9 protein-coding genes are annotated in these 12,212 nt (G+C 74.5%); 4 read left to right on the top strand and 5 right to left on the bottom strand.

Features of this window, described 5'->3' with window-relative positions; genetic code table 11:
• Positions 1 to 7: 7 nt before the first annotated feature.
• From ACZ6TV_RS23990 to ACZ6TV_RS23980, 3 genes are read right to left on the bottom strand one after another with little or no spacing between them, the layout of a single operon-like run.
• Positions 8 to 691: an MOSC domain-containing protein gene (locus ACZ6TV_RS23990; protein WP_465299463.1), complete on the bottom strand. Its 684-nt coding sequence runs from the start codon at positions 689 to 691 to the stop codon at positions 8 to 10.
• Positions 692 to 701: 10 nt separating this feature from the next.
• The gene (locus tag ACZ6TV_RS23985) at positions 702 to 4,439 is read right to left on the bottom strand and encodes an FHA domain-containing protein (protein ID WP_465299582.1); all 3,738 of its coding nucleotides are present in this window, start codon (positions 4,437 to 4,439) and stop codon (positions 702 to 704) included.
• Between the two features lie 58 nt (positions 4,440 to 4,497).
• Positions 4,498 to 4,941, bottom strand: coding sequence for a CBS domain-containing protein (locus ACZ6TV_RS23980; protein WP_354781153.1), 444 nt, complete (start codon positions 4,939 to 4,941; stop codon positions 4,498 to 4,500).
• Positions 4,942 to 5,084: 143 nt separating this feature from the next.
• Here ACZ6TV_RS23980 and ACZ6TV_RS23975 point away from each other — a divergent pair, with 143 nt between their 5' ends.
• Positions 5,085 to 5,519 carry a MarR family winged helix-turn-helix transcriptional regulator gene (locus ACZ6TV_RS23975; RefSeq protein ID WP_465299462.1) on the top strand — a complete coding sequence of 145 codons (435 nt, stop codon included), beginning with the start codon at positions 5,085 to 5,087 and terminating at the stop codon, positions 5,517 to 5,519.
• Positions 5,516 to 5,881, top strand: a complete 366-nt coding sequence (locus tag ACZ6TV_RS23970) for a VOC family protein (RefSeq protein ID WP_465299461.1) — start codon at positions 5,516 to 5,518, stop codon at positions 5,879 to 5,881. The genes ACZ6TV_RS23975 and ACZ6TV_RS23970 overlap by 4 nt, the downstream gene beginning before the upstream one ends.
• 48 nt (positions 5,882 to 5,929) lie before the next feature.
• Here the strand turns inward: ACZ6TV_RS23970 and ACZ6TV_RS23965 are convergent, their stop codons facing one another.
• On the bottom strand, positions 5,930 to 6,592 hold the full coding sequence (locus ACZ6TV_RS23965) for a response regulator (protein ID WP_465299460.1): 663 nt from the start codon (positions 6,590 to 6,592) through the stop codon (positions 5,930 to 5,932).
• Positions 6,593 to 6,790: 198 nt separating this feature from the next.
• Positions 6,791 to 7,957 (bottom strand): sensor histidine kinase, encoded by a 1,167-nt coding sequence (locus tag ACZ6TV_RS23960; protein WP_465299459.1) that lies wholly within the window; start codon positions 7,955 to 7,957, stop codon positions 6,791 to 6,793.
• A gap of 178 nt (positions 7,958 to 8,135) precedes the next feature.
• On the opposite strand from ACZ6TV_RS23960, the gene ACZ6TV_RS23955 reads away from it, so the two are divergent.
• Both ACZ6TV_RS23955 and ACZ6TV_RS23950 read left to right on the top strand, forming a co-directional pair.
• A complete protein-coding gene (locus ACZ6TV_RS23955; protein ID WP_465299458.1) occupies positions 8,136 to 8,888 on the top strand; it encodes an ABC transporter ATP-binding protein in 753 nt (250 codons plus the stop codon).
• Positions 8,889 to 8,890: 2 nt separating this feature from the next.
• Entirely contained in the window at positions 8,891 to 11,794 is a 2,904-nt protein-coding gene (locus ACZ6TV_RS23950; protein ID WP_465299457.1) for an ABC transporter permease, read from the top strand.
• The last annotated feature ends 418 nt before the right edge of the window (positions 11,795 to 12,212 follow it).

The following is a 12,212-nucleotide window of genomic DNA, read 5'->3' as shown; positions in this document are numbered from 1 at the left end:
CGAGACGCTACCGCCCGGGTACGACACTTCCAGGCCGCCGCCGGGGCAGCCGCTCCTCGAGCGTCTCGCGCAGGTCGTCGGGGAGCCCGTCGATCGCGATGATCCCGGGAATCAGCGCGGTCTCCGTCATGTACGCCCGGAACGCCTGCGCGATCGTCACCCCGTGCGCCGGGCGGTCCTCGACGGTGACCGGGTCGCCCGCCCACACCTCGCCCTCCTCGACGACCCGCAGGTAGGCGCCGGGGCGCAGCGACCTGGTGAACGTCTTCAGCCAGCGCGGCTCACCCATCTTGTGCTGGAACGTGGAGCACGGGATCCGGCCGAACGTCGGCTGCAGCACCAGCCGCGGGCCGATGCGCCAGTGTTCGCCGATGACCGCGCCGTTGACGTCCAGGTCCTCGGTCGTGAGGTTCTCCCCGAAGAGGCCGTTGGGCAGCCGGCGGCTCAGCCGCGCCTGCCACCAGTCGTAGTCCTCCCGCGCGTACGCGTACACCGCCTGGTCGTCGCCGCCGTGGTTGACGATGTCGTAGATCTGGTCGCCGACGAGGCCGGTGTGCAGCCCGGTCGTCTTCGGGCCCGGCGCCCGCACGGTCACCAGGTGGTCGACCGGTCGCTTGTTGATGCCGGTGAGTCCGCCCTTGGCCGGGTTCGGCTCAGGCACCGCCAGGTTGACCGAGAGAATCCTGCCCATCCGGGGCACGCTACCCATCCGCGGCGCGGCCCGCCGCGTATTTTCCGGCCGGCAGGTCCAGCGGCCCGCCGTGGCCGGGCAGGCCCTTGTCGTCCGGGATCGGCTGGTCGGCGGCGTCCACGGACGTGATGCCGTGGCCGCGGGTCAGTTCGGCGAGGCGTTGGTGGTAGGCGGCGACGACCGTGAGGGGCCGGTGGGCCGCGTACAGCAGGACGTCGGCCGAACGCTCGACGACCTCGGACTCGTGGGCCTCGAAGGCGCGCACGCCCTCCAGGACGGCGTGTTTCAGGTCGCGCAGCAGCTGGGCGTCGGCGTGGACGTAGGCGCGGCAGAGGGCGGCGACGCGCCCCGGTTCGTCGCCGGACAGCAGCAGCGCCTTCACCGCCGGTACGCTGTGCCGGACCAGCCGGGCGTCCACTGTGGACGACAGGGCGGCCAGTGCGGCGTCGAAGGCGCGCAGGTCGGTGTGCGGGTCGCAGAAGCCGGCGGTGCGCAGCCACAGCAGCCGCAGGTCCTCGTGCAGCAGGCCGTCCAGGTAGCTGACCAGGAACCGGCGGTGGGCCTCGACGACGTACTGGGCCTTGAACGGCGTCAGTTCGGCCGGGTTCTCGCCGTGGGTCGCGACCGCCGACGTGAAGCCGTGGTCGGCGGCCAGGGCGTTCTCCATGCCGCACACCAGGTACACGAACCGCACCCAGGTCTTGAACAGCTCCTCCAGCGGCAGGCTGTGCAGGCCGTCCTCGGTGAGCACGACGCCCCAGCGGGCGCCGAACCGCAGCCGGCGCAGGTGCCCGATCTGGTACATCGCCAGTTGCGCGTCGATCTCGGCGTGCGCGTGGTGCAGCACCGTGCGGTACGCCACCGTCGCGTCGAGGCCCGTGTGGTTCCGCACGATGTGCGGCCCGCCGACGTGCAGGTGCAGGAACTCGGTGACGTCGAGGACCGCGCCGCCGACCGCCATCCAGTAGCCCGTCTCCGGCGTGTTGTGCACCGCCAGGTCGGACACCTCGAAGCGCGGGCCCTGCTGGGCGTGGCCGAGGTACGTGGTGAACACGTCCTCACCGAGCCGGCCCTCGGCGACGAGCCGGCGCAGGAACTCGCGGCCCGCGGCGGCCCCGCCGGGCACGATGTCGGTCAGGGCCCGGATCACCGCGACGGCGAAGGGGGCGCTGCCGCAGACGTACACGTGCGCGCCGCGGCCGCCCTCCTCGACCGGGCGCAGCAGGTCCCACAGGGCGCCGGCCTCGGCCCGGACGGCGTCGTCGACGTGCCGGCGCTGCCCATCCTGGACGGTGTGCCGGCGGCCGTCGAAGGTGACCGCGTGGTCGGCGCGGGAGAACGCGACCGACAGCCGCAGCCGGCCCGCGGCGGCGGCCGCGTCGAGGTCGGGGTGCTCCACGAACTCCGCCGGCGAGCGGACGCCCCAGTACAGCCGGTGCTCGCCGGGACCGGTCCGGGCCGCGACGAAGGACAGGAACGGGGCGATGCCGGAGCCGGCGGCGAACATGAGGACCGGGCGTGCCGGATCCGCCGGCAGCCGGAACCGTGGCGTCGGCACGACCTGCAGGGCGAGACGCTGGCGGCCCTCGGCGGCGGCCCGGCGCAGGAAATGCGAGGCGGCGCCGCGCCGGGGCCGCGGGTACGACCACGGCGTGCGCGCCGACGTGTAGTCCAGGCCGGCGACCACCAGCCGGAGGGTCGTCGCGGGGCGGCCGGGCGGCGGCGCGGACGCGATCGAGTACAGCCGGAACGGCTCCGGCGGGATCACCGCGCAGAACGCGTCGCCGGCGCCCGGGTCGGCCTTCCAGAGCCGGGTGACGTCGTACCCACCGGCGTGCAGCAGGTTGAGCACGTCCCACAGCTCCCACTGGTCCTCCATGCGGGCGTCCACGACCCGCTGCCAGGAGCCGGCCGCGCTCAGCCGGGCCAGGCGCTTGGCGACGTCCCGGCCGATGGGGCGCAGCTTCGCGAACCGCAGCAGAGTCCGCAGAGGCAGCACGTCGACGTCGCCGTACCCCTCCCGGCAGGAGACCGACGTCTGCCACTGCGGCGTCAGGGGCACCAGCTCGTCGCCGGTCGCCTGCAGCGCGGCCGTCGTGCGGCGCACGAGCTCGTCGTCGTGCTCGGCGAGCACCCCGACCCGGTCGCCGGGCAGGTGGTGCACGCCCAGCCCGGTCACGTCGAGCTCGACGTAGCAGGTCCAGGCGCCGCCATCCCCGGTGACGGTCCTGCCGCGCCTGGTCGTGCCGAAGACGACCGGCGGCCCGACCGGCGGCCGGCGCTCGTCGCGGACCGTGGCGAGCTCGTGGTCGACCTTGTCCCAGGTGCGGTCCTTGAACAGGCCGGTGAAGCGGGCGCCGGTCGTCACCTGCCGGCCGACCTTGAAGGCGACCTCGAGGAAGCCGTACGCCTTGATGCGGTGCAACCCCATCCAGCCGCGGTCGCCGACGTAGGCGTCGAGCATCGCGTTGTACACGCCGCGCAGGGTGCTGTTGCGGGTGTCCTCGACGTACTGCCGCACCGACACCTCACGCAGCGCGGCGACGAGCTCCTGCCAGTGCCGCGGGAAGAAACCGGCGAGGTAGGTGCTCTGCTGCCCGACGAGCGAGCCGTACTCGCGGCGCTCCAGGAACGCGTCGAGGGCGTGGATCTGCGGCTGGGCGGTGCCGCTCGGGCTCGGCGCGCCGTCGAAGATCGGCACGCCGGCGGTGCCGACCGTCTTCGCCCACAGCACCTGGTCCAGCGGATGGCGGGCGCGCGGGTTCGGGTCGATCTGCGGGTACACGGCCTGTGTGACGTGCTGCAACCGGTCCAGGATGGTGAGCAGCGCCCGCTCCACACCCGCCGGGTCGTCGGCGACCGCGGCCTCCTGCGCGTCGACCATCGCGCCGAGCACCGGCGTGAGCCCCATCGCGAACTCGGTCGTGACCAGGTAGAAGACCCGCTCCGCCGCGTTGTCCCAGGTCGGGACGAGCAGCTCCATGTTGGGAAGGGCCCTCGGGCCCGCCGGGTCGCGCAGCCGCCAGTTGTAGAAGAAGAGGTCGATGTACGACACTGCGGGCAGCTGCTTGCCGAGCCGCCGGGACACGGTCGTCCACGGCCGCAGCAGCGACTCCGGGAGCGCGGCCGGAGGGTCGATCGCCATGTACTGGTACGCGTGCGCGAAGACGCCGAGCAGGGTGGAGGCGCGCAGCAGGTACCGGTCGGGCAGCGCCTCGGGCCGCGCGTCGAGCACGGGCATGGCGTCGAACGCGCGGCGCACCGCCAGCCGCCGGAACAGCTCCGGCAGCTGCGCGGTCATGTCGTCCCAGGCCCGGTGCGACCCCGGGAACGCCAGCAGCGGCGGCTCGGCGGGCAGGAACCCGTGTGCGAGCGACAGGAAGCCGTCGAGCTCGTGCCCCACCCGCCGGTTGTGCAGCTCGGCGGCCTGCACGACCCGCCGCGCGGCGACACCGGGCGCCGCGACCGGCCGCAGCGCGGTCAGCTCGCCGGGGTCGATCAGCGCGGTCGCGTCGGGGTCGACGAACGCCCATGCGAGCTCGAACCGCCCGATCCGCAGCCGGTCGCCGGGGACCAGGACCCTGCGGGTGACGCGTTCGTCGTTGACGAACGTGCCGTTGGTGCTGCCCAGATCCGTCAGCAGCAGGTCGTCGCCGGCCAGCTCGAGCCGGGCGTGCCGGCGGGAGATGTCGCGGTCCTCCAGCACGACCGCGGCGGCGCCGCCGTCCCGGCCGAGGGTGGCCGGCAGCGCGCAGACCCGCTCGCCGGTCTGCCGGGTGTGCCGGTCGGTGATGATCAGCCGCAGGTCAGGAATGGTAGATCACCGCGCGACACAGATCGGCCCGCGACACGGTGCCGACAAGGGCACCGTCGTCGACGACGGGCAGCCGCCGGATCCCCCGGTCGAGCATGACGATCGCGGCCCGGGCCAGCTCGTCGGTCGGCCGCACGGTCGCCGTGTCCCGCACGACCAGGGGGTCGATGACCCGGTCGGCGAGGGCGCGGCCCCGCTCCAGGAACAGCCGGAACGCGTCGGCGAGCGTGCCCCCGGCCTCGGTCACGTCGTCGAACCCGGGCAGCATGGCCCGGACCAGGTCCTCCTCGGACACCGACCCGACGAACTTCCCGTCGTGGTCGAGGACCATGAGATGACCGACCTCGGACACGCTGACCACCTCGGCCGCCCGCCGGATGGTCGCGCCCAGCCGAACATAGGCCGGATAGGCCGCCATGACGTCCCTGACCAGCACGCCGCCTCCCACGCTGCCCCGTGAGTCCGATCCGCATGGTCATCATCGCACCGCGGACCGGAAAAAATCATCGAACCTGCGGCCGATTGCGCCGCCCGAACCGGCATTGCGGATCCGTGCGCATCGCACGTAATATCTGTGCGATGCGCACGGATATTGTGGACGCGGGAGGGCCGGCACTGTTCCGGCTGGTCCGGTTCTGGTCACGCCGGTGGGCGGCCGGGATCAGCCAGGACGAGGGCGGCGACGTCGCACACGTCCTGGTCCTGGAGGCCGTCTCCGCCGGACGGCCCGCGCAGATCGGCGCCGTCGCGGTCGAGCTCGGGCTGGACCGGTCCAACGCCAGCCGGATGGTGGCCGCGAGCGTCGCCGCCGGGCTCGTCACGAAGACCATGTCGGCGCAGGACGCGCGGCGCACCTCGCTCGACCTCACCCCGGCCGGCGAGGACCTGCTCGCGGCCGCACGCGCGTGGCAGGCGCAGACGTTCGCGCGCATGGTCGCCGACTGGCCCGCCGCCGACGCCCGCCGCTTCGCCGCCTACCTCGTCCGCCTCGCCGAGTCCCAGGGAGCGTCATGACCGTCGTGCTCAACCACACCATCGTCCCGGTCGCCGACCGCCATCGCGCCGCGTCGCTGCTCGCCGGCCTCCTCGGCGTCCCGGCGGCCGCTCCCGCCGGTCCCTTCGCGCCGGTACGGGTCAACGCCGACCTCACCCTCGACTTCGACGACCGGTCCGGGGCCCGACCGGGCCACTATGCGTTCCTCGTCGACGACGCCGTGTTCGACGGGGCGCTCACCTACGCCGCGCGGGCCGGTCTCGAGTGGGGCTCGGCGCCCCGCCTCATCGACCACCAGATCAACCACCTCGGCGGCGGCCGCGGCGTCTACATCCTCGATCCGGACGGCATCGCTTACGAGTTCTTCACCGCTGTCCCCTGACCTCCACCCCGCGCCCTGCCGCGCCGCGCACGGCCATGCCCCTGCCGCTTACTGCGCGACCGTGACGAGGCCTGTCTCGTACGCGACGATCACCAGCTGCGCCCTGTCCCGCACCTCCAGCTTCGCCAGCAGCCGGCTGACGTGGGTCTTCACGGTCGCCAGGCTCAGGTTGAGCCGGCCCGCGATCTCCACATTGGACAGACCGCGCGCGATCAGCGTGAGCACCTCCCGTTCCCGCCCCGTGATCCCGTCGAGCCGCCGGTGCGTCGGCGCCACCTCGGCGGGCCGCCGCGCGAACTCCCCGATCAGCCGCCGCGTCACCGACGGCGCCAGCAGCCCCTCCCCCGCCGCGACGACCCGGATCGCCGCCAGCAGCTCCACCGGCGGCGTGTCCTTGAGCAGGAACCCGCTCGCTCCCGCCCGCAACGCCCCGTAGACGTACTCGTCCAGGTCGAACGTGGTCAGGATCAGCACCCTCGTCGCCGCCGTCGCCGGGTCGGCACAGATCCGCCGGGTCGCCTCGATCCCGTCCAGCAACGGCATCCGCACGTCCATGAGCACCACGTCGGGCCGGTGCCGCTCCACGAGCGCGACCGCCTCCACCCCGTTGCCGGCCTCGCCGACGGTCGTGCAGTCCTCGCTCAGGTCCACCAGCACCCGGAAACTCCCACGCAGCAACGCCTGGTCATCCGCGATCAGCACCTTGATCACACCATCACCCCCCGCCGTCCCCGACACCGTCCACCGCACTGCTCCCTCACCCGTCCAACCCGCTGGCCCTTGCCCGGTGCAGCGCGCCGTCGTCCGCCCGAGCCACCGCGCTGGCCCTTGGCCGGTCCGGCTCGCTGGCCCGTGCACAACCTGCGGCGGGACTTCGGAGCCCGCTCACGGCGGCAGTCCGCGCCCGGGTCATGCCGGCACCTCGACCGGGGTGTAGGGCAGCGTGGCCGTCACCGCGTATCCACCGCCCGGGCGGGGTGCGGCGGTGAAGGTGCCGCCGTGGGCGCTGACCCGCTCGCGCATGCCGATGAGGCCGTGCCCGGCGCCCTGGGCGCGGACCGGGCGGCGGCCGTCGTCGGTGACCTCGACACGGACCTCGGCCGGGCCGATCATGACCTCGACACGGCAGGTGGCGGGCGCGGCGTGCTTCACCACGTTCGTCAGGGATTCCTGCACGATGCGGTACACCGCGAGCCCCACCGACTCCGGGACCTGCTCCTGCGGCACGGTCCCGGTGACCTCCAGGCGCGCGTCGACGTCGGCGAACGACGCCTGCTCGGCCAGCGCGGGCAGCTCGGCGAGGCCCGGCGCCGGCGCATATGGCGTGTCGTCGCGCAGCATGCCCAGGGCCCGCCGCATCTCCAGCAGGGCGCCCCGGCCGGTCGCCTCGATCACCCGCAGGGCGTCGCGGGCCTCCTGCGGGCTGGCCTCTGCGACGTGGTTGCCGACGGCGGCCTTGACCACGATGAGGCTCATCGTGTGGGCGACGATGTCGTGCAGCTCCCGCGCGATCCGCAGCCGCTCCTCGGCGACCGCCTGCCGGGTCACCTGCTCGCTGCGCCGCGCGGCGTGTGCCCGCCGCTCCCGCAACGTCCAGCCGATGAGCCAGCCCGGCATGGTCATGACCGCCCCATACGCCACGGCGAAGGCACCTGACCAGAGGTTGCCGCCGGTCGCGGCGAGCGCGGCGACGACGGCCGTGAGGCAGCCGGCGGCGACGGGCAGCGACCAGCGTGGCGGGGTCGCGACGGCGAGCGTGTAGAAGGCGAGCGCGAGCGAGGCGGACGGGGCCGCGGCCGCAAAGTTCGGAATGATGCCCGTCGCGAGGGCGATCGTGGTGGTGACGCTGACCGAGATCGCGACCGCGACCGGGAAGCGGCGCCGGACGGCGAGCGGCAGCCCGATCGCGAGACCCGTCACGACCGAAACCCAGGTCGGCTCGACGAGACTGCCGCTCTCGGGCGACTCCAGTGCCGCATAGGCGCACAGGGCCGCGCCGGCCACGACGGCGAGGAGCGCGTCGACCACATACAGGTCGACGGGCCTGAGCCGGCGGGTCAGCAGCAGTTCACTCACGTCGTCGACGGTAGCGGCAGGTGGGGCCGGGGCGCGTCCTACCCAGGTCGACCCCGGGGGGTCATTCTTGAGTATGACGAATCGGTGATTCGGCGCTGGAGGTCCTACTCAAGCAGGACCCGATCGAACGACCTGAGTCTGACGCGGCCGCACCCGCGCAGGCGGCAGTGTCTGTGGCATGACGACACCGACGGTGCTACTCGACGATGTGCGGGCCGTGTATGGCCTCGGCACACGACAGGTGACGGCTCTCGCGGGCGTGACGGTGGGGTTCGACCGGGGGACGTTCACGGCGGTGATGGGGCCGTCCGGTTCTGGCAAGTCGACACTCCTGCACTGCGCGGCGGGCCTGGACCGGCCGGCGTCCGGGACGGTCACGGTCGACGGGACCCGCCTCGACGACCTCGACGAGGACGCGCTGACCCGCCTGCGCCGCGACCGCATCGGCTTCGTGTTCCAGGCGTTCAATCTGGTGTCGACGCTGACCGCGGCGCAGAATGTGGCGTTGCCGCAGCGGCTCGCGGGGCGGCGACCGGCCGCCGGTGACGTGGCGGCCGCGCTGGCCGCCGTCGGGCTGGCCGGCCGCGCCGCGCACCGGCCGAGCGAGCTGTCCGGCGGCGAGCAGCAGCGGGTCGCGCTCGCCCGGGCGCTGATCAGCCGGCCCGCGGTCGTGTTCGCCGACGAGCCGACCGGCGCCCTCGACAGTGCCACGTCCCGGCAGGTGCTGACGCTGCTGCGAGCCCTCGTCGACGAGCACGGGCAGACGGTGGTGATGGTGACGCACGACCCGGTCGCCGCCGCGTGGGCGGACCGGGTGGTGATCCTCGCCGACGGGCGGGTCGTCGACGAGCTCCGCGAGGGGATCACGGCCGAGGCCGTCGCCGCCCGGACCGCCGCTGTCGAGGCCGGTGTCGCGGGGCCGTCATGCTGACCATGGGCGACGGTGAGGGGCGGCGCGCCGCGGTCACGCGGATCGAAGGCGGCGGTGACGGGCGGCACGGCCCGGTCACGCCGACCGCAGGTGGCGGCGAGGGGCGGCGCGGCGCGGTCGTGCGGACCGTGCGACGGTTCGGGGGCGCGTTCGTGGCCGTCGCGGTCGGGATCGCGCTGCTTTCGGCGGCCACGTTGTTGTATGCGTCAGGCCGCCCCGAGGTCCCCGAGCGGCTGGCGGATGCCGCGGTGGTCGTCCGCACCAGACCGGCGGCGGCTCCGGCGGACTCGTTCCCGCCGCCGGTGCCGTGGTCGTCGGGCACGGCCGCTGACGTCGCCGGGCGGCTCGCCGCGATCCCCGGCGTCGCCGCCGCCGTCCCCGACCGCACGTTCTACGTCCAGGCGGTCATCGACGGCCGCCCCTACGCGGCCGACGGCCGGCGGCAGGACGCCCGCGAGGGGCACGGCTGGTCCAGCGCGATGCTCGGCGGGCTGCGCCTGACGGCGGGTGCGGCGCCGACCGCCGCCGGGCAGGTCGTCGTCGACCGTGGACTGGGCCTGTCGCCCGGCGACACGGTGATGTTGCTGACGGCGTCGGGGCCCGCGCCGTACACGGTGAGCGGCACCGTCGACGCGCCCGGCTTCCACGTCACGGACGAGGTCGCGGCGGCGCTCGCCCCCGGCGTCGACACCATCGGGCTCGTGCTGCGGCCCGGCGCAGACCCCGCGGCGGTGGCGGAAGCGGCGCAGACCGTCGCCGGCGGCGGTGCCCGGGTCCTGACCGGCGACGAGCGCGGCGCGCTGGAGCCGCGTGACGACGCCCGCATGCGGTGGATCGGGATGCAGGTGCTGACGGCGGTGGCAGCGCTGTCCGGGTTCGTCACGGTGTTCGTGGTGGCGTCGACGTTCGCGTTCGCGGTGGCGCAGCGGCGGCGGGAGTTCGGGCTGCTGCGCGCCGTCGGTGCCACGCCCCGCCAGATCCGGCGGACGGTGCAGGGCGAGGCCGTCGCCGTCGGCGCCGCGGGATCCGTCGTCGGGCTGCTCGCCGGGGCCGCCTGCGCGACACCGCTGGGCTGGGCGCTGGTCGAGGCGGGGTTCGAGCCGGCGACGTTCAGGGTGCGGTTCGTGCTCTGGCCGGTCCTCGTGGCACTCACCGCCGGTCCGGTCGTGGCGCTGATCGGCGCCTGGTCGGCGGCGCGGCGCGCGGCCAGGGTGCGGCCGGTCGAGGCGTTGCGGGAGGCGGCGGTCGAGCAGCGGCCGATGGGTCCTGCCCGCTGGGTCACCGGACTCGTGCTGTTCGCCGGGGGCGCCGCGCTCGCCGTGGGCACCGCGACGTCCGGTGACGCGCAGCATTCGGCGACCTTCGCGCTGTACAGCATGATGGCCCTCGTCAGCGGCGTGGCCGTCCTGGCACCGGCGGTGGTCGGTCCGGTGGTCCGGCTGCTGCGCTCGCCGCTGCCGTCGCGGGGTGGCGCCATCGGCATGCTGGTCCGGGGCAGCGCGCTGACCGCGGCCCGGCGCACGGCGTCCACCGCGGCGCCGGTGCTGCTGACGGTCGCGTTCGCGGTCCTGGTGTCCGGCATGGTCCGCACGTCGACCGGGGCGTACGCGGCGGGACGCTCCGCCAGGGTGGACGCGGGCTGGGTCGTCGCGCCGGACCGGGCCCCGGGCCTGTCGGACGCCGCGGTGGCGGCGGTGCCGGGCGCGGAGGTGCTGCCGGCGACGGTGTTCGTGCCGTCCGGGCAGGATCCGGCCGGGGAGCAGGTGACACGGACCGCGTTCGGGGTGGATCCGGCCGCGTTCGCCGCGGTCAACCGGCGCCTCGAGGTGCTCAGCGGCGCGCTCGCCGACCTGCGCGGGGATGACACGGTCGCGCTCACCGTTTCGGCGGCGGCCTCGGCGTCCGGGCAGGGCCCCGCGTCCGGGAATGGCTCCACACCCGGTCCAGGCTCGGCGTCCGGGCAAGGCTCCACGCCCGGTCCAGGCTCGGCTTCGGGAAATGGCTCCACGCCCGGTCCAGGCCCTGCGGCCGGGACGGGTTCTGCCGGCCCACCGAGCGGCGCGGCCTCGACGGGCTCAGCGCCGGGCACCGCCGGCACGACCACGACCGGCACCGCAAGCACGAACGCGACCGGTTCAGCGCCGGGCACCGCCGGCTCGACGGTGGCGGGCTCCGCTTCTCCGCCGGGTGCCGTGGCCGGGCCGGGCTCCGCGGCGGCGACCGCGTCCGGGCCTGCGCACGGCGGGGTGCAGGGTGGGGTTCCGGCGGTGTACCCGGTGATGTTCGCCGACGGGACGGTGGTGTCGCTGCGGGTCGTTGCCGTGATCTCCGACGGCTCGATCCCCGGTGACATGATCCTGCCTCGCGGCGTCGTGCGGGCGCATGACCCGTCGGCGCTGACATCGGCGGTGTTCGTCCGGGACCGGGTCGAGGTGCCGGCGGGGTCCGGGGCGAGGCTCGTCGACGTGGGCACGTGGGCGGCCGAGCAGGACAGCGCCGAGGACCGGCTGGTGTGGATGTTCACGGTGCTGCTGATCGCCGTGTCGGCTGGGTACGGTGCGATCGCCGTCGCCAACACCCTGCTCATGGCGGCCTCGGGCCGGGCGGCCGACCTGCGGGCGGTGCGGCTGGCGGGGGCGACGCGCCGGCAGGTGCTGCGGCTCGTCACGGCCGAGTCGGCGCTCGTGGTGCTGATCGGCGCGGTGCTCGGCGGTGGCGTCGCGTTCTTCGCGCTGCTGAGCATCAGGGCAGGGCTGGCCGAGCAGGTCGGCGCCCCGGTCGACCTGGTGGTGCCGTGGTCCGTGGTCGGCGGGGTCGTCGGGCTGTGCCTGCTGCTCGCGGTCTCGGCGAGCGCGGTGCCGACCTTGCGGACCCTGCGCAGCGGCCCGGTGCACGAGCAGGTGTAGCCGCCCGCGGACACGAGGGGCCGGAGCGAGCAGGTACACGCCGGAACAGGTGCTGGTGTCGCGGTCGAGGGTGAGGTAGCCGAGGCCGATGGCGGCGGTCCGGAGCGAGCAGCTCGGCGAGGTCGGTGTGGATGGTGCCGAGGCCTTGGCAGATGGGGCAGGCGCCTTTCGAGTTGGCGCTACGCACGCCGGAGCAAGTGGCGGTTCGGAGCGAGCAGCTGGACACGCCGGAACAGGCGACGGTTCGGAGCGAGCAGCTGGACACGCCGGAACAGGCGGCGGTCCGGAGCGAGCAGCTGGACACGCCGGAACAGGTGGCGGTCCGGAGCGAGCAGGTACACGCCGGAGCAGGTGGCGGTCCGGGGCAGGCAGGTACACGCCGGAGCAGGTGGCGGTCCGGGGCAGGCAGGTGCACGGG

The organism is Dactylosporangium sp. NPDC051087, from assembly GCF_055586325.1.
Note: the sequence above shows the minus strand (reverse complement) of the source record. Positions and strands in the feature narration are given on the sequence as shown.